Here is an 18,126-nt window from a genome sequence, read left to right as displayed (position 1 = left end):
GGGCTCTTAAACGTAACAGTAAGTCTTATGTTTATGTTAGACATGCTGGCACCTGTCGCTAGGAAGGATTATGTAGATAGACGTCATCAAGCGCAAGGGGGCGCAAAAAGCCAAACAAGTAGGAAAATATAAAGGTCGTCCGATCAACAAAATATTACACCAAAAAATTAAAGGCCTGCTGAGGGAGAGAAAAAGTTATAGCTAGATAGAAAACCTGATAGGTTGCTCAAAACATACGATTTCAAAGATATCAAAATAGATGAAATCAGCGAAATAAATGACTTATCTATAAAACAATTATCCTCTTAATACCTTGGTATTACAGGGTTACGAGCAAAAATTGGACTTTTCGATGAAATGGGCGTGCCCCCCTAATAGCATTTACGATCCAGCAGACCCGATGGGAAAAATGTTCTTTAATGTGCTAGCGACCTTTGCCGAATTTGAAGGTGATTTAATACGTCTACGAACCCGAGAAGGGATGGCGATTACCCAAGCAAAATGAAAACTTAGAGGGAAATAACCGAAGTTGTCTGATAAACAACAAAAAGAGCTGTTTCGGATACATGAAACTGGGCAATATTCGATTAGTGATTTGGCTGAGTTATTTTCGGTCTCTCGACCAACAGTTTACCGTACTCTTTCACGAGGAAAAAAATGATCGACTTGACCATAAAGCAACGACAGCTAGCTAAGATAGTTCATGATTATACCTGCCAATTTCCGCTAACAGAAAGCGCAGATGCTGAACTCTTACAGGGATGTTATGACTATATGGAAGCATTTAAACAGGTAATGGATAGCACATCAAAAGTCCAGATGGATTACCTATGCCAACAATATTCAGGATATTATCGCTTTGCAAAATGGATGGAGCGACTCGCACAGAGGATTTGCTGATGGTGTTATTGAAGTCCCTAAAGATCATTGAAAAACTGATTTCGGAAATTTCGGCAGTTCCTGCGTAGAACCCCTAATATTTATAATAACGCGTAAAATAGGCTTCACTTAATGTATTTGCTGCTTGCGTGAGTGAGATTAAGTTAATGTCTTTCATTTGGGTTTCCTTACACCGCCATAAAATGATTATTTGGATGATTATATGCCATCTTCCCTAAATGAATAAAGTCGAAATGGCGATCTAAACTCCTCACTTTACAACTCAATATAAACCGGTTAAAAGTGACATAATGACACTTTTAACATGAAAAATAATACTCATGACTGGGTTTGAATTGAAACTGTGGCGACGGGGAATGAATTGGGGTCAGGAACGCGCGGCTGAGGAACTGGAGGTAAGCGTGCGAAGCTATAAACGTTATGAAAAAGTGCAAAACATCGCTAAACTCATTGAGCTAGCGACGTTTGCGTTAAGCACAAAAATGAAAACGAAATAGGGCCAGACTACTGTAGGGAGATGAGTTCTTCACGGCTTAAACCGGTACTTTCAACAATTAGGTCAAGGCTAACCCCATTTTTAAGCAAGTTACGCGCCATATCCAGTTGACGCTGATGAGCAAGTTGTCGTTCTTCTTGCCTACCTAGCTCTATACCTTGCTGTAATCCTTCTTGACGTCCTTTATCTTGTAAGCGTTGTGCAATATTCACAATAACCTCCTGATGTTTATCTGCCTGTTCACTCAATTGCTGGACAATATGTTCAAAGTTGGGGGAGTCCAGTGCAATGAACAGGTAATTGAGGATAGTGACGATGTCGTTATCATCATTATACTGTTGATTGAGTGCTTGTGCCAATAAGGGGATAATCGTGTCAAATTCATCCCGCAAATATTTGTGCTTCATCGCCAGCTCCATCACAGCCACCTTGCGATGATTAACTAGTTCGTTATCATCAATCACCGTCACATCAACCAACGGGAACGGCTGGGTATATAATTCATTAGCCATATCCGGTAATGGAAAACAATCGGTCCACAATTGAGAATAGGGGTAGGGTGAACGACCACCGTGATAAAACAGTACCGGCACAACTAACGGTAACGTTTTATGCCCTTGCTGAAGATGTTGGTTCATGGCTAAGAAAGCATAGTGCATGAGTCTCCAGGCCATGAGTTTATCGGGCGTGGACTGGTGCTCGACGAGAAGGTAGATATACCCTTCACCTTCCGTTGTTTGCACCGAATAAAGCACATCGGATAATCGAGAGCGTAGCTGTTTATCGATAAACGAGGAATTTGTCAGTGTCAATGTGCTGAAATCACACAACGCTTTGATGTGCTCAGGCAGGTGAATGTCAAAAAAGTCCTTTGCGCTATCAATCTGCGTCATAAACCCTTTAAAAGCCGCATCATGTGCCGTCGGCGTATGCTTAGGTTTCATTATTCGGTTACTCACTCCTCACTAAAGAATGAGCATCATAACGCAGAATTAATTTTCTGTCTGTTTTTCGGATTTCAATGTTCACGTGAAGTCTAATTTACATTTTCATCCACACTCTCAGTGCATTTAGTGACTTTATTTCAATGGATTAGCGAAATCATGGACGATAAATAAAAAATTAAATGCGTTTTAGCCCAAGTCATTGTCTTTCCTCTTATCGATAAAAACAGAAAAACGAGGGACTACAACGGCAATAAATGATAGTGCGGTAAAACGTCATCAAATTCGCCCTGAAGATGGTGTTGTTTGATGACTTCACTAAATTGTGCTTTATCACCCAGCACCCAAAACTCCACCGAGTCAATCTGTTTTCCGTCATCACTGAATCCAGTGGTTAAAGCAGAGGCAGTCACATAGAAGGTAGGAATTGCAGTGACTATCGGCTTTTTCATTATCAGTTTTTGCCAGCGGTCTTCACTGAGTACCACACTGTCCCAGCCCAAATCTTTAAGCAGCTCGGTCGCGTAGGTTAAACGAAACAAATCACTTTGACTGGCTATATCACAACAACACGAACGCCACAGATATTCTAACCGTGATTTTAATTTTGAGGTCATTAATCGTTGTTGACCCAGGTGGATGAGCCATTCAAAATCATGGACGACACAGCGGTGAAATCGTTTTTGTTTCAGGGCCGTTTGTAGCCAGCGAAGCAGAAAAAGATTTTCGGACTGGGCGTTTCGGGCAGCTTTTCCATCCCACTGCGCCAGTTTGAGCGCGACTAAAGCAGCAAAGGCTAATTTACCTAACCAATGATTTTTTTCTTCAACGCAAATCGGGGAATGAATTGTCTTTGTCATGTGGGTCGTGATTGTTGTTTAGCGAGTCTTTGTATGCGTTTTAACGTATCGGCCACATCTGATTCCGTGACAGCCCCGTTAGGTTGGCCGTCTTTATCATAGCGTACTGCACCAGGCATAATCGTCGTGCGGTATTTGACACTGTGACTAATGGCCGCCAGGCTGCGTTTCAATTTTTTATATGAAATAGGCAGTTCACGGACTTTTTTGTCCGCAAATAAGGCCTCTCGTGTCCCCACTGCCATGGGTCGAAGTTGTCCATCGGGAAAGAGTTGTGGCCAATAGGCTGAAATATTCGCGATAGCTTCCTCTAAGGGGAGATGTTTTTTTGGCGGCGTTGGCAGAATAACTTTTTTTTCTAACGGAATGACAACCGCTTTCTGATTTTTCGCGGGCGGAGAGGTCTCTTTTATAGGCGGTTGGATTGGCGCTGTTTTGGCGAGTTTATGGGATTTACGCTGTGTATTGACCACGACCTGTTTACGGCGACGTTGAATAACCGGTTCGGTACTTTCCGACTCTTTTTCTATCGTCGAACGTTTTAACGTCAGTGTTTTGCGTTCCATTCTAACCTCACACCAAAATCATTTTTATCATCAATGCATTAATAGCAGATTATCATGAAATTTCACCTAAATCACCAGCCCGTAGGGCGGTAGACGGCAAAAAGAGTCACAAAGAACGAATAATAAAAAATACGAATAATTGATTAAAAAACAGGCTTCACAGAATTAATTTAGAGCATTTTTTTCACCATAGGTAATGCATTTGAATGGATAAGATAAAAAACCGCTCAAAATCCGTTTGGTGTCGTTTTTAATCACTCCCCCTCTTTAACTACAAAAAATCATTGGCTCATCAATGTGTTTCCATTCGTCGCTATAACGACTATTTTTATTAGTAAATATTTATGACTAAACTTTAAATCATTTCCTTATCAGCGCTGAATCAGAAGGCTAAGCATTATTATTCTATTTACCTACTAAAATAATCTTTATGAGAGCCACCAAGAGGAGTCTAATAGCATTAAATTAATAATAAACATCCCTTTTCTTAGCCTATCAATATTAAATAACTCTGTTTATTACATCATTATGTGATAAATATAATAAGATAAGAATATTCAGTATTATTGATATTTTCTATGATATTTTAATTTAATAAATATGAGTGACTATCTCAATTCCTCCCTTAATTATTCAAGTATTGATAATTAGCATGCCTTTATAATATTCCCTTACAAACAAAAATGTAACAAGATGTAATTTGTTGTTTCAATATTAATATAAATTTAATTCACTTTCTCTCAATCAGAGACTAAATGATGTAATTATAATGTAAAAAAATATTTCCCCAAAAATCATATAAAAAAAATAATTATTCTATATCAAAGTGTTGAATAATTTTCAGCCCCCTAACAGATCGAATTTAACGATCAATAAATCAACTATGATAGGCCATGGCTATCATAAGTGCGTTATTGATCGATATAAACGTTTTTACTCTGGTAAATTGTGGTTATATATTCCTCATCATCCTGTTTATATCAGACATTTTAATTTAATAATCTAAGAGGGTTAAAAACGTGAAAGATTACCATTCTGACCTTATTAATCTGGATGTTTTTAATAAGAACATAGGATGTTTTATTAAAAATAAAAGAAAGAAAATGGATATAACGGGTAAAGACTTAGGGATAATGTTAAATGTTAGTCAGCAGCAAATTTCCCGGTATGAAAATGGTATTACAAAGATTACTGTCACTTTACTTAATGACATATTAATCATATTGGAAACATCTTGGGATGAATTTTTATCATACAATGGATTAAGTGATAAATATTAATCCTTTTTACATTATTGCTTTAATTATTATTTTTGATGTTCAATTATATTTAAATGGAGAATCATTCAATGAAAAAACTATTATTACCTCTCATCATCGGAGCCACATTATTTGGTAGCTATGCATCCGCAAATACAGGTGAAGTTCAATTTATTGGAGCTGTCACCTCAGAAACTTGTGACATTGATACTGAGATTGGAGGATTAGTTAAATCAACCATCGACTTAGGTAAAATGACCACTGCAGATACCAACGGTGACTATGTTGAGTTTGATTTAGTACCACGTACTGATGAATGTCTGAAAAAAACCAGTGGCCAAGTGGGTTGGCAGAGTGCTGGGTTTACAAATACTGGCCTAGCAAATATGAAAGGAACCGCTAACGGTGTCTCTATCCAATTAACTGCCGTTAATTCAACAACCCCTAATCAAGACGTGACTTATAACAGCCAAAGTGTTGATTTCGGTAACGGCACAGATGCTATTGGCAATATGAAGTTTAAAGCCAGAATGGCGGCAACCGCAGGGCAAACCCTAAAAGAGGGTACTGTTATTTCAAGTGCCACCTATGCGGTAGCCTATAAATAATATCTATTCTTTAGTGCTTGGTCTTTATTCCCAATATTTGTTCATTCACTTTTTGATTCTAATAATATAACCAAATGAATATCAATCGGAATTATTTTTAATAGCCAATAAGCACACCCGGATTAATTCGGATATAAAAACTGAATATTTAAAGGGTCTTTGACCCTTATTTTTAATGACCAATAGGGATGGATAATATCAATGCGTTTAAAACCAATTAATGCCTTTATGTTATCCCTGTTAGCCACGCCATTTTATGTCTGCGCCGATTTAAATATGGACTTCTTGCATGGAGGCGTTCAACCGCAAGCTGAAAGTGTCTTTGATGAGAATGTAAAATACCCCGCCGGGCATTATATTGTTGAGGTGATTTTTAATCGTCGCTCGATGAATAAAAAAGAGCTGATTATCTTACCTGACGATAAAGAAACGTTATGTCTCAATAAAGACTGGATAACCGAATTAGCCTTGCCGATCAATTTAAATTTATTTGCGGCTTATTTTAATCCCGAGAGACACTGCTATGACGTTAGCCGTTATCCTGGCGCCCAAGTGACTTTTGATAATGCCAAACAAACATTATCTTTGAGTATTCCTCAAATCGCATTGGATGAATCTACAAATCAACAAAATTGGGATTACGGTATTACTGGCGTTAAAGTTAACTACTCTGGCTATGTTTCTAAAACCAGTTCGTCAAAAACACAAATGTACGGCGATTTTGACTTATATTCTAATGTCGGTCGCTGGGTTGCTTTTGTTCGCAGCAGTTATCTAAAAGATTCCGGCACAGAAACATCCGAAGCCACAATATCAACAGCAATAAAACCAATACAAGGAAGTTTTATTGCCGGTAAAACATTAACCGCTTTATCAATATTACCTAATTTTGTTTTTTATGGCATGGCATTACGCTCCGAGCGGGATATGCGCCCCTGGGAAATGCGTGGCTATGCCCCAGTGATTTCTGGTGTCGTAAATTCCAATGCCAAAATTACGATATCTCAAAATGGCTATATTTTAAGCTCTCAAGTGGTGCCTGCAGGGGCTTACCAATTAAAAGATATTGCCCCCGTCAGTAACGGAAATATCACCGTCACCGTGGAAGAAAATGATGGAACGAAAACCGTTCGTTACTATCCTGTCGCAACACTTTCGTCTTTATTGCGAGCGAATGAAATTAATTACAATGTCGCCATTGGTGAGCGAGAGATCGCAGGAAAAAGAGAAAATCGCCTGTTCTTTTTGGGCGCATTTGACTATGGGTTAACCCATTTTACGTTCCATACTGCCGGTATCTTGCATAACGATTATAAGAGCGCTGCTTTAGGGGCAAGTAAAGATTTAGGCCAATTTGGGGCAATCTCGTTTAACGTCAACACGGCGGTGAGTACGTTTCAAAAGCAAACGCCAACGATGCCAGAAGCTCGTCAATCGGGTATCAGCTATATGCTTCAATACGCAAATTCATTAACAGACAATACGAACCTACAATTATTGGCTTACCGATACACCGGTAAAGATTACGTTGATTTTAATGATTTTAACCCGAATGCCTTATACCACCGAAGCAATCGTAAAGAACGCTATGAAACTATCCTATCGCAAAATTTTGATGGGAGCTTTTTGAGTGTATCGGGCTGGGTCCAAACCTATCGCAATGCTATCAGCAACGAGGTGGGCGCCAACATTACTTATAATACCGCGATCCAAGGTATCGATTTATCGTTTTCGGCAGATTATCAAAAATTAAATGATTATAATCGCGATAATTATGTTTTTTCTGTCGGTATAAATATTCCCTTTAGTGTCTTTGATAAAAATCACTTTTGGACAAATTCCGTCAACTACGACCGACGAAACAAAGCCAGTTTTAACTCCGGTATTTCTGGCAGTATTAACGAAAAAGTTAACTACAGTATAAATACCAATAAAGATCGGGATAACTGGTCCAATTCCGCTTATTTTGGTGTTGACCAGCGCCTGATAAATACCGGTTTTGCTGTTTCTCAAAATGCGCACCAAACAACCGGATCAGTTAATGCATCGGGAAGCTTATTGGCAACCCAAGAAACGGGATTGTTATTCAGTAATGTGAGACGAGATACCGTCGCAATTGCAAAAATTAAAGACATTCAAAATGTCACATTTAATGATTCCCCGCCTACTGACGGAAAGGGAAATACGGTTATTGGGATCTCCCCCTATATTGAGAATAATTTAAAAATTAATACCGAAGAAGTGCCCAATAATATTGAATTACTGGACTCCGTTCAACAATTTGTCCCGACAGATAAAGCCATTATTTATCGTGAATTTAAATATTCAACAATTCATCGCTATATTTTGCGACTGAAAAAGAAAAATGGCGAGTTTGTTTCTGCAGGGAGCTCGGTGAGAACAGAAAATAATGAATACGTGGGATTCGTTTCGAACAGTGGTGTCCTATTATTAAATTTATTAAATAAGCCTAAGACAATCTTTGTCTTATCCCCAAAAGGGGAACAGTGCACCTTGAATTTAGAAAAAATTGAATCAAATGATAATAAAATCACGGAGATTGAATGCAATGAGTAAACTGGTATCCATTTTTATTTTAATGATATCGTCATTAACCTGCTTTAATGCATACTCTGCATTTACACTTAATGGCACCCGTTTTATTTATGATGAAGGCCGAAAGAATATCGCCATTGAAGTCAAAAATAACAGCGATAAAACATACGGGGGGCAAGTTTGGGTTGATAATCTTAAGGGTAATGACGTGTTTTTTGTCCCGGCCCCGAATTTATTTAAAATCGGGGGCGAAGAAAAGCAATTAATCCGTTTATTGTATGTGAATGATATTTTACCCAAAGACCGAGAATCTTTATTTTGGTTGAATGTGCAGGAAATTCCCCCCGTTGCCTCTGCTGATGAAGGGAATGTCCTTGCTGTTGCCTTAAATACCCAAGTTAAACTGATTTATCGGCCTAAAGTTTTGGCAGAAAACCGAGAAGATGCCGAAAAAGGCCTAACGTACAGCGGTTCAATATTAAAGAACCCCACCCCGTATTATTTTGCCTTAACCCAAGTGTCGGTGAATAACAACCCGTTGCCGTTATCCAAAGAGATTGAGCAGTCCATCAGCTTATTTCCGCCTTTCAGTGAGGTGAATTTACAGCGCCCGTTATCGGGTAAAGTGACCGTTGAAGCCATTGATGATTATGGTGCCCGACGTATTATTGAGCTGCCGTGAGGACATTGAAATGGCAAAGAACGCCTTTTATTTAATGACATTATGGATATTGCTAGTTTCTTTTGATGCATCCGCGGCCAGATGTCGAAATGTATCATTAAAATACAATTTTCCAGCTCAAATCGATATTACGAATAAGAAAGTGGGTGACCAACTGTATACTTTTGGAAATCCGGGGGTACCGCTGATGATCACTGGGCAATGTTTACGTGCAACAAGTGGAGCGGGAAACACTAACGGACAATATATCTATCTTGTTGATAAATTTGGTGCATCACCCAGTACTTGTCCAAATGGAACAATCGATAAAAATTCATCGGATGGTATTTTAAGATTCCGCTCAACAGGCAGTTGTAACAATTCTTCTTGGTTATTAGTGCTCGATTATAAAACCTCAGGGGCAGGTTATACCAATTTATCCGGGGCAGGCGGTGGTACCGATTCTGGTATTGTTTATTTACAGAAAAAACCACCGCCAGGAAAAACGGTAGTGAATCCAACCTACATGTTAACGCGTAACTTCTATTCTCGTATAGGTCCATTCACCAATACGATGCAAAAAGAAACAGTTTCATTTAGTGCCCCAACATCGATGACATTAATCAATAATGCCTCTTGCGCGGTTTCTGTTAATGATGTGGCGTTTGGTGACCAAACAGCCACAAGTGTGCAATCAAATACCATCGCGAGTAAAACAATCAATATTAATTTTACCTGTAATGCAGTATTGCCTGCTTACACAATTAGTTTTAGCGGCCGGGATGGCGGAGCTCCAAATAATGGCATTATTTCTGTAAAAGACAATAGCTCAGTAGGTTACCAATTGACCTGGGGAAATGGCACCGTTAAGCCAGCAAATAGTGCTGTTGTCACAAATGGTATGCCCATCACTCCCAATACAAAACCAACAACCAATAACTTTACGGTTCCAGTGATTGTTAAACCAGTCGCGTTGTCGGCACAAGCCATTCCTGGACTCGCGAATACCGCATTAACGATTAATGTAAAATTAAATTAAATGGAGCTAACTATGATAACGAAATCACTGTTCATTCTCGCCGGATTTTCACTTCCCTTTTATGCTGGCGCCACTAGCTTTGCCTCAAATGTTACCGGAGGTACCGTGACCTCAAATATAAGCATGACGGTCAAGGCATCTTGCAGTGCTTCCGTGGCAGATGTTGCCTTTGGTGACCAAGCGGCGGGCGATATTAAAAAAGGGACGGTCGCCGACAAAGTGATGTCACTGGCAATTGCTTGCGATACAAAAATGGCCAATTATACCCTGACATTTACAGCTGCTGATGGTGTTAAAGATGTGGCAAATGGCATTATTAATACCAAGCTCAATTCGACTGTAGGTTATCAACTGCGGTGGGGAGATTCGACGGTAAAACCTCTGGATACCGCCATCACTGTTAACGGCACAGCCGTGACACCAACGAATAAACCCACCGCGGCAAGTTTTACGATCCCAATTAAAGTTAAGCCCGTTGCACTCGGTGAGATTGTATCTCCAGGGGCCGCCAATACAGCGTTAAACATTAAATTGACATTCAATTAATTGAGGGCTCTATGTTCAAATCTATGTTGCTTATCAGCCTGTTAATATTCAGTACAACGAGAGGTTATGGCTCTGAGCTAAAACCAGCATCCATCGTTGGCGGTGCTGTTCAATCGCAATTTAGTATGAATGTCAAAATTGCCACGTGTTTACCGGCCACGGTAGATAATGTGGCTTTTGGCCCTGTAGATACGGTCACTATTTTGTCGGGTGAAATTGAAGGACACTCGACACTCTCACTGGATTGCTCTGGAACCATTAAGCCCCAGAGGATTTCAATACGCTTTGAGCCTGCTAATCCCCATTTAACTCAGGGATCATCAGGTTATATTGGCTCAAAAAATACCTCCTTGGGCTATCTTGTGACATGGGAAGACGCACAAATAGGTTCCATTAACGAAGGTGTCCCCATGGGAAAGGAGCTGTTTTTTAAAAAAGCAGAGGCCTCACTGATGAAAGTCAAACTAAAAATAAAACCGGTTGTCCTTCCGCTGGGCGGTCAATCCATTAGCTTAGGTAATGGGGACACCCATATTACTATCAAAATAAAATATATCTGATGCGAGCCTTTGTATGAACAAAAAAATATACGCGTATTTTATGGTCACTTGCTTAAATTTTTATTCGCCACTCACGCTGTCAGATGAAGCTCTCCCTGAGACCGAATTGGCCATTTCTCTGGATGTCGTTACGATCACTTGTAATATTAATGATGGGAAAGGATTTAATAAAATAGTGGATTTTAACGTTATTAATGAAAATGATTTACTGTCAGGAAAGCAACCTGCGGTAAAAACACAATTTATTATAGATTGTCAGAAAAGTGGATTTAAACCTAATTATATTGATATCAAAGTGACTCCTGGTAGCCAAGGCGCATTGCATAATGGCCTCGGGGGCGAACTTAAAACCAATTTATCCGGTGTCGGAATTTATTTATCGTGGTTAGATACTACTCCAATTGACTTATCAGGCGTAAACAAACGTTTTAGTGCCAATCAGAATAATCAATTTGATATTAGTTTTTGGGCTAAACCTTATGCCCAAGGACAAACAGTTGAAAAAGGTTTAATGAAAAGCAGCCTGATTATCAATGCACTATATAAATAATCAGCCCTAGTCTAATAATTAACATTTAACTAATAATTAATATTTAACTAATAATTTTAAGCTTCCAGTAGGTTATTTTAAATAACCTAAACTTTTAATGAAAAACACCTTAACACATTAAAATCGAAATGATAATTCAATATAAATTTAATTTTATATTTTAGAATGGCTTTTTATATATAATTAATTCGGTCATAAAAATTTACATCTCAAACCCCATAATAAATAATTTCATTTAAAACTCTGTTATAAAATCATTTGCCATAAACTCCCTCCCTCCTGTTAACTAGGATTTAAATATATCGCTAGCGTCATTAAAAATGACATATTAAAAAATAAAAATTTCATATTCTTTGAATCCTTATCTAATCATTATATTTCCTATGAATACTTCTGCAACACCAATAGCATCCATTAGCCTTTAGATAGCTATACTCTCTTGCTTTTTTTATTGCCAATGAAGAGTCTGAAAAATTACCTAAAAAAATTCTATTTGATTTATTAGGTAAGTATTGGCAATCACTCCTATGCACTATATAAAAAGTATAGCTATCAATTAAAGTATCAATATAATAATCCATGAATTCCCTTTAAAATATTTATGGAAAATAATTAAAATATAATCTGAATAATATAATTATAACACCCCATGGTAAACGAGTTTAAATCGATCAATAAAACCCAAATGATAGTTAAAGCCTATCAAATGATTGAATTTGATCGCTATAGACGATCAGCCCCACCAAAAAAAATAGTAATAGATTGATTTTTATCATAAAAAAATAAAACCATAGTTTAAATAATTTTAGATTACTATCATCAATTAATCTAATTAATCTAATTAATCTAATTAATCTAATTAATCTAATTAATGGCACAAATAGAAATACTATCTTCAAGTTAATTACATTTAGTTACATGATATCTTATAAGGATAACACTAAATATATTATCATAAAAAATAATTAATATTAACACCCTCCTGATAAAAAAATAAAATTATAATATCTCAATAATTATTACGCTCTTAAAAAACAATAAACTTAAATGTAATTATATTCTTCATCTATAAAATAATAATTTTAATTTTATTCCATGATTTATTTTAACCGCATAGCCTTATATAAGCTTTTATATCAAACATATTAAATAGATTACTTTTAAAAAAACATAAAACCATTTAAGTTAAAGTTTTTATTTATATATATTGAAAACAAATTTACTCTCCCCTCTAAAACTTTTCGACTAACAATCAAAAAAACAATTTGTAACAATTAAACTCTTGTTAGCTAGAATTCACATGGCTTATTATAGCGATGTAATTCTTATCAATTCTCTATATGATGATTTTTTAGCCGTACCACAGCTAATATCGTAGTAGTGTCTGGACCTGCTTAACCCTTATTAGTTTTTTTATCTTAGTAATCAGTAATCTTCCATCTTATTATTTACCTCATAACTTTTAATTATTCATATCATTCGTAATTCCTTTTTCCTCATAAAAATAATAACCTAATATAATTAACCATTTCAACCAAAGCCACCCAATTATCAGGAAAATTAGATTTACAGGGTTTAAATATTAAAATTAATATCAATAATATAAAAAAACAGTTTTAGAGTATCTTTCCTTGAAACTAATTTAATTTAGTTACAATTAATATTTAGCAAATGTGAATTTTATTATTTCTTCTAATAAAAAGCCTGACTAAGATAATATTAATGGAGTTGATTTTACAATGGAATGATTCACCTTAAATCTCACTTAATGAAGCATTAAAAAACCCTAAAGTGAAATTTAATTGAGGGACTTTCTATATATTTCAAAAGTTCAAGTTTTTTCTATGAGAAAAATAATGTACATTATTGGAGCATACATTCACATCCTACCGTGATAGCAACAACGTATAGTGAGGCAAATTTTCATAGAACATAAGCACGCCTACGGCGTGAGCATCGCGGCAGTGCCGCTCTATTCCTAGGCAACTCCCTTATCGTCTTTTATACTCTGCTCTATGTATATTCCCAGACCCGCTAAATTATTATTTCAATACGATGACGGATGGAACCGTTTCATTGATAACAACCCTGTCGATGAATGGCAGAGTCTCAGCATCGAAAAAATGCTCGCCTGCGGCACTTGCGCTATGGGCGTTCGTCGCTATTGCTGTGAGTCTCACGATTGCACACATTCACGCTTTTTCTGCCAAAGCTGTAAATCCAAAGCCTGCAGTGCTTGCGGACTGAAAGGCACCGAACAATGGATTGCCCTGCAACGCCATATTTTGCCCGATTGCGAGTGGCAACATATCACCCTCACCATGCCCCACCTGCTTTGGCCTTTCTTCAACAACAACTGGCCCTTACTCAACCAACTCTTTCGCTGCGCAACCCGTGCTATGCTCAAACACGCACGCCGCCAAGGCCTTGAAATCGGAATTTTTTGTGCGCTGCATACTTATGGCCGCCAACTCAATCAACATCCGCATATTCATTTATCGGTCACCCGTGGTGGCCTCACCCAATATGACACCTGGAAATCGATTTTCTTTAAAAAGAAAGATGTCGAAAAGGTCTGGCGCAGCGCCGTCATTCGACTCCTTCGGGATACCTATGGTCAATTACAGCCAAAAACATTACCGGGCTTCGGACATATCTGGGATTATCCGACGTGGTGTCGTTATCTCAATGCCCAATTTCAGCGCTATTGGAAACTCCATTTTGCTAAAAAGACTCGAGGGGCTTGGCACAACGTGAAATATTTAGGCCGTTATTTAAAACGTCCCCCTATCTCGGCTTCTTGTTTGCATCAGCGCCATCCGCTTTTCGTTTATCCACAATATTACGAATTCCATCTAATGTTTTTTGCTTCATATATATATGTTGACGTGGCATTCTTTTATTTCCTTAGTTTCTACTAGCCGCTATTTGTGGGCTGCGGTCAATTAACACACAGCCCACAAATAGCCCACCAAATACAATCATAAAAAATAAATTGCATATAAACAGTATATTACAATAGACCACCATTAGCCCACTAAATTTAGCGAAAAATTAGATTTATTTGATATAATTAACAAAACACACAAAGTGCATCTATTTAGCCCACATATAGACGCCATTAGTGGGCTAGTAATGGGCTTGGCACTAAAATTTTCAAAATTTTCACCCATTTATTTTTAATCAACACCCTGATTTAATGATAAATTCTTGCAAAATGAAATTTTGCGTAGTGTGTGATGTCTTTCTTTCAGAGGAGCATATTTATTGCTCCTTGTTTCTTTGGGCTTGCATTTAAATAGTGCTTTATTTTTTAATTAAAATGGGCGATTCTGAGTTAAGAGTATTTATTATTTTATGGGGTTTTATATGCGAATAATCTGTATTCTCATTGCGTTAATTTTTTCACCTTTTTCATTTTCATTTGATTGTTATGATAAAGCAGGAAATGATTATCAAATTGACCCTGATTTATTACGTGCGGTTGCCTTTCGTGAAAGTTCATTCCAACCGAATGCGATTAACCAAGCATCATCGACACGATACGCGATTGGATTAATGCAAATTCATTCGCAAAACTTTAATGAATTAGCCCAGTATGGCATTACCGAAAACCAATTAAGGTTAGATCCGTGTATGAATATTTATACGGGCGCATTTTATCTGGCGAAATTTATTCAAATACAAGGGGATATATGGAAAGGGGTTGGCGCATATAATGCAGGATTAAAAAAATCAGAGGTTCAAGAGAAAAAAAGAAATCAATACGCGATTGAGGTCTATCACATTTATCTTAACATTAAAAAATAACTAAACTTATTCCTTTTACTTTCTATTTTTAACGCTATAATCATATTTGATATTAAGTAATGCATGTGGCTTAGTATTAAAACGAGAAACGCGCCTTTATGGCGCGTTTTCTTTAATAACTTGTTTTTCTTAATACACGGTTGATTTCTCCACCTACCCCATCATTTCCAATAATTTGTTCGCGTCCAATTTTGTATAACATTCCTTGATGATAATTTTCAACCGTCATTAGCGAGGTATCAAACTCATAAGACTCGCCATATTTTTCAATCAATGATTTGATAGCCAATGCGATTATTTCATCACTGTATTGACGATGTGTAAAAACATAATCAGCACCACCATAAACTACATTAAAAGGTGATGTATCACTATAATGATAATCGGTATAACTATCAAAACGCGATGTTTCATATTTATTGATTATAGATTCGACTTCATCCACTGTCGGACCATCTGTCCATGAAACATGATAAGAACTGTAATATTGTTTACGAACTGAAAATTTTGTTTTTGGAAAATGTTTTTTTAACTCAGCGCGGATATTTTTACCGACTATTTTGACTTCCTTATCTGAATTAGAGGTTATCTGTGTTAAGTGTGAATATTCTGTGTTGTTTTTTTGGAATTCGACACCTTGTTTAAATTCATTTTTCTTTCGTTCTTCTTCAGCTTTCTCGGTTTGTTCATGTGCCTCAGCTTTTTCAATTAATGATTTAATTGTTTCTTGTTCAACCGTTTCACCTTCAATTTTCCATTGTACGCCGTGTAAAATACATTCCGGTAAACGATTTGTTTTATTCCCATTAAAAAATACGATATCAAATTCCGCATTGCCCCCTGTGACCATAACATTATACATATTCTTTATGCTTTGTGGTTTTTGGTCGCCATGAATATTAACAATAACCCCCTTGCCGAGATTATATAAATTAGTGTAAACCACTTGACCAACCGATAATAATGTTTGCTGTTCCATATTCATTTACCTTTTTCTGATTTATTGATTGATGGTGTTTAATGAAGCGCAAGCCTGAGACTTGCGCGGGATAGTGTTAATCAATGGCGTTTAATATTTTGGTTTGTGATTCAGGGGATAATGTGAAAATAAAATCCCGTAATTGATGAAAATAAGCAGAAATACGCTCACAATCTTCATGATGCCATTTTTCATAAGTCACAAATGAAAAATGGCTTAACATCATTAAAGTGACAATTATTCCCGCTTCTTGGGCGCTCATATCGTCCATAAATCCATTCGGTGAAGTGAGCATATAGCCTTTTGTCGGTTGCAGATAAAAACCGCCATTCGACAACGTATAAAAATCCCAATAGCCGCCGTTATAGGCTACGGCGTTCCGAGTCATCCAGTTATAGATTGTATTTTCAAAAGTAATACAGTGCCGCCCTAACTTTGAAGGTAAAAATGTTAAACGAGCTTGAGCATTTTTTACCTCAATAGCCGTGATTTCGATTTCGTCTTTTCCATTTCTTTCATTAGATTCTCTCGCTGCAAGGTTTTGTTGTTGAGTCATTTTAGTGCCCCCTTTTGGGTTAATGATTTCTTTCGTCGAGTTCCTGCGCTGCAAAGGGCGTGCATAGACGAAATGAGGAAGGAAGCAAGGGCGGAGGCAAAATTGTTGGAAAGCGCAGCGACAAGAATTTTGCTGGAGTGCACTTTACGCTTGCTGGATGACGAGTTGAGTCTATGTTTAAGCCCGAGCGGAGGGGCTTGGCGAAAGATTAACAACACAGTGGCTGAAAATGACGCAACCGCGACTTGCGGCGAGAGAATCGAACCGCAAGGCGTCCTTTGAGCTTAACAACGTTAAGCGGTTTATCAGGGGCAGCTCCCGCAGGGAGCTTGCATCCCTGTCCTTTGCGCCACGCGTCAGCGTAAAAAGGCGCAGGGGTTGACGTTGTCGGATTGAGCCTGGCTCGATGCCAGGATTAAGCCGATGCGCAAAAAAGGGGAACAAATCCCCTTGAAATAACGTGAATTAGGCTGTTAAAAAGGATTTAAAGCGAAATGAATTTAACATTAACATCCGGATATATAGCGTTTGACGAATGTCCAACGTTAAACTGTTACCAATATTCACAATAGCAGGAATCCCCAGTAATGCCAGTTGGACGTAGCACATACGGGCAGCCACTTCATCAATATCGGTACACACCGCAATCATGCGCATTTTCGGGTTAAAACCTTGTTGTAACATAGAGTTGGCACAAGCGATAACCGTAACATTAACGGCTAGTTACATTCGTGGTAGCCCTTTATTTTCAGCATTGTATGCCATTCCCTAATTGTCCATAGATAATAAACATAAGTAATGACATTTTTACAATTTCGTCACCAGCTTAAATAAGCAAAATTATGCTAAACCCTATGAAAATGGATTTTATTTATCTGAATTTCCCCTAGTCCAAACTCATATTTTTCCCATGTAACACGCAATTAAATTAAGTTGGCTCCCATTTGATATGAATTGACAAAATAAACAAAAAGTTATACAATGTATAACAATAAAGAGGGAAGGGAACAATGAAAAAAAATTTAACAAAAGCAATCAGGCTTAACAATGAAGAACTATCTTTGTTTGAATCGTATGCCAACGCCAAAGGTTTGACCTTCAGTGAACTTTGCAAAAGTGCGATTATTGAAAAAATTGAAGATGAAATTGATTTAAAACTAGCAGAAGAAGCTTACGAGGAATATCTAAACGATAATCAGACGTTGAGCCATAAAGCTATCTTTGACCCGCTTTGAG

General features: G+C 37.4%; 17 protein-coding genes and 3 pseudogenes. 14 read left to right on the top strand and 6 right to left on the bottom strand.

All coding sequences use genetic code 11. From position 1 onward, the window contains the following. Nucleotides 1-376 precede the first annotated feature (376 nt). The 3 genes and pseudogenes from PSE72_RS18985 to PSE72_RS18975 all read left to right on the top strand — a co-directional run. Nucleotides 377-661, top strand: a pseudogene (locus PSE72_RS18985) (helix-turn-helix domain-containing protein); the annotation flags it as partial. Continuing rightward, nucleotides 658-931: pseudogene (locus PSE72_RS18980) on the top strand (arylsulfatase regulator). The pseudogenes PSE72_RS18985 and PSE72_RS18980, both read left to right, overlap by 4 nt. Before the next feature lie 325 nt (nucleotides 932-1,256). Next, nucleotides 1,257-1,397 (top strand): hypothetical protein, encoded by a 141-nt coding sequence (locus tag PSE72_RS18975; RefSeq protein ID WP_213637274.1) that lies wholly within the window; start codon nucleotides 1,257-1,259, stop codon nucleotides 1,395-1,397. 7 nt (nucleotides 1,398-1,404) lie between these two features. Here PSE72_RS18975 and PSE72_RS18970 read toward each other — a convergent pair whose 3' ends face one another. The 3 genes from PSE72_RS18970 to PSE72_RS18960 all read right to left on the bottom strand — a co-directional run bounded on the left by PSE72_RS18970 (nucleotide 1,405) and on the right by PSE72_RS18960 (nucleotide 3,766). Next, nucleotides 1,405-2,340 (bottom strand): Rpn family recombination-promoting nuclease/putative transposase, encoded by a 936-nt coding sequence (locus tag PSE72_RS18970; protein WP_272691107.1) that lies wholly within the window; start codon nucleotides 2,338-2,340, stop codon nucleotides 1,405-1,407. A 242-nt stretch (nucleotides 2,341-2,582) separates the two neighbouring features. After that, nucleotides 2,583-3,200 carry a DUF2913 family protein gene (locus tag PSE72_RS18965; protein WP_272691106.1) on the bottom strand — a complete coding sequence of 206 codons (618 nt, stop codon included), beginning with the start codon at nucleotides 3,198-3,200 and terminating at the stop codon, nucleotides 2,583-2,585. Next, entirely contained in the window at nucleotides 3,197-3,766 is a 570-nt protein-coding gene (locus tag PSE72_RS18960; protein WP_272691105.1) for a ProQ/FINO family protein, read from the bottom strand. The genes PSE72_RS18965 and PSE72_RS18960 overlap by 4 nt, the downstream gene beginning before the upstream one ends. 1,019 nt (nucleotides 3,767-4,785) lie before the next feature. On the opposite strand from PSE72_RS18960, the gene PSE72_RS18955 reads away from it, so the two are divergent. From PSE72_RS18955 to PSE72_RS18910, 10 genes and pseudogenes are all read left to right on the top strand, one after another. Next, the gene (locus PSE72_RS18955) at nucleotides 4,786-5,046 is read left to right on the top strand and encodes a helix-turn-helix domain-containing protein (protein WP_272691104.1); all 261 of its coding nucleotides are present in this window, start codon (nucleotides 4,786-4,788) and stop codon (nucleotides 5,044-5,046) included. Nucleotides 5,047-5,114: 68 nt separating this feature from the next. Further along, complete coding sequence (locus PSE72_RS18950) at nucleotides 5,115-5,633, top strand: fimbrial protein (RefSeq protein WP_272691103.1); 519 nt, start codon at nucleotides 5,115-5,117, stop codon at nucleotides 5,631-5,633. A 201-nt stretch (nucleotides 5,634-5,834) separates the two neighbouring features. Then, a complete protein-coding gene (pefC, locus tag PSE72_RS18945; RefSeq protein ID WP_272691102.1) occupies nucleotides 5,835-8,210 on the top strand; it encodes a PefC/AfrB family outer membrane usher protein in 2,376 nt (791 codons plus the stop codon). Further along, entirely contained in the window at nucleotides 8,203-8,871 is a 669-nt protein-coding gene (locus PSE72_RS18940; protein WP_272691101.1) for a fimbrial chaperone, read from the top strand. The genes pefC and PSE72_RS18940 overlap by 8 nt, the downstream gene beginning before the upstream one ends. A 10-nt stretch (nucleotides 8,872-8,881) precedes the next feature. Next, on the top strand, nucleotides 8,882-9,889 hold the full coding sequence (locus PSE72_RS18935; protein WP_272691100.1) for a spore coat protein U domain-containing protein: 1,008 nt from the start codon (nucleotides 8,882-8,884) through the stop codon (nucleotides 9,887-9,889). Nucleotides 9,890-9,994: 105 nt separating this feature from the next. Beyond that, on the top strand, nucleotides 9,995-10,435 hold the full coding sequence (locus tag PSE72_RS18930; RefSeq protein ID WP_272682189.1) for a spore coat protein U domain-containing protein: 441 nt from the start codon (nucleotides 9,995-9,997) through the stop codon (nucleotides 10,433-10,435). 11 nt (nucleotides 10,436-10,446) lie between these two features. Further along, a complete protein-coding gene (locus PSE72_RS18925; protein ID WP_272691099.1) occupies nucleotides 10,447-10,995 on the top strand; it encodes a fimbrial protein in 549 nt (182 codons plus the stop codon). 13 nt (nucleotides 10,996-11,008) lie between these two features. Beyond that, on the top strand, nucleotides 11,009-11,545 hold the full coding sequence (locus PSE72_RS18920; RefSeq protein WP_272691098.1) for a fimbrial protein: 537 nt from the start codon (nucleotides 11,009-11,011) through the stop codon (nucleotides 11,543-11,545). 2,015 nt (nucleotides 11,546-13,560) lie between these two features. Then, nucleotides 13,561-14,394, top strand: a pseudogene (locus PSE72_RS18915) (IS91 family transposase); the annotation flags it as partial. A 520-nt stretch (nucleotides 14,395-14,914) separates the two neighbouring features. Beyond that, the gene (locus tag PSE72_RS18910; protein ID WP_272691096.1) at nucleotides 14,915-15,355 is read left to right on the top strand and encodes a transglycosylase SLT domain-containing protein; all 441 of its coding nucleotides are present in this window, start codon (nucleotides 14,915-14,917) and stop codon (nucleotides 15,353-15,355) included. 112 nt (nucleotides 15,356-15,467) lie between these two features. On the opposite strand, the gene PSE72_RS18905 is transcribed toward PSE72_RS18910, so the two are convergent. From PSE72_RS18905 to PSE72_RS18895, 3 genes are all read right to left on the bottom strand, one after another. Next, on the bottom strand, nucleotides 15,468-16,334 hold the full coding sequence (locus PSE72_RS18905) for an LPD29 domain-containing protein (RefSeq protein WP_272691095.1): 867 nt from the start codon (nucleotides 16,332-16,334) through the stop codon (nucleotides 15,468-15,470). A 76-nt stretch (nucleotides 16,335-16,410) separates the two neighbouring features. Then, nucleotides 16,411-16,890: an antirestriction protein gene (locus PSE72_RS18900; protein ID WP_272691094.1), complete on the bottom strand. Its 480-nt coding sequence runs from the start codon at nucleotides 16,888-16,890 to the stop codon at nucleotides 16,411-16,413. A gap of 465 nt (nucleotides 16,891-17,355) precedes the next feature. After that, a complete protein-coding gene (locus PSE72_RS18895; RefSeq protein ID WP_272691093.1) occupies nucleotides 17,356-17,574 on the bottom strand; it encodes a hypothetical protein in 219 nt (72 codons plus the stop codon). A gap of 326 nt (nucleotides 17,575-17,900) precedes the next feature. On the opposite strand from PSE72_RS18895, the gene relB reads away from it, so the two are divergent. Further along, entirely contained in the window at nucleotides 17,901-18,125 is a 225-nt protein-coding gene (gene relB / locus PSE72_RS18890; RefSeq protein WP_110592935.1) for a type II toxin-antitoxin system RelB family antitoxin, read from the top strand. Nucleotide 18,126: the final 1 nt, after the last annotated feature.

Source organism: Providencia sp. PROV116 (assembly GCF_028482485.1).
GTDB lineage: Bacteria > Pseudomonadota > Gammaproteobacteria > Enterobacterales > Enterobacteriaceae > Providencia > Providencia rettgeri.
This window is presented reverse-complemented; position numbering and strand designations above follow the sequence as displayed.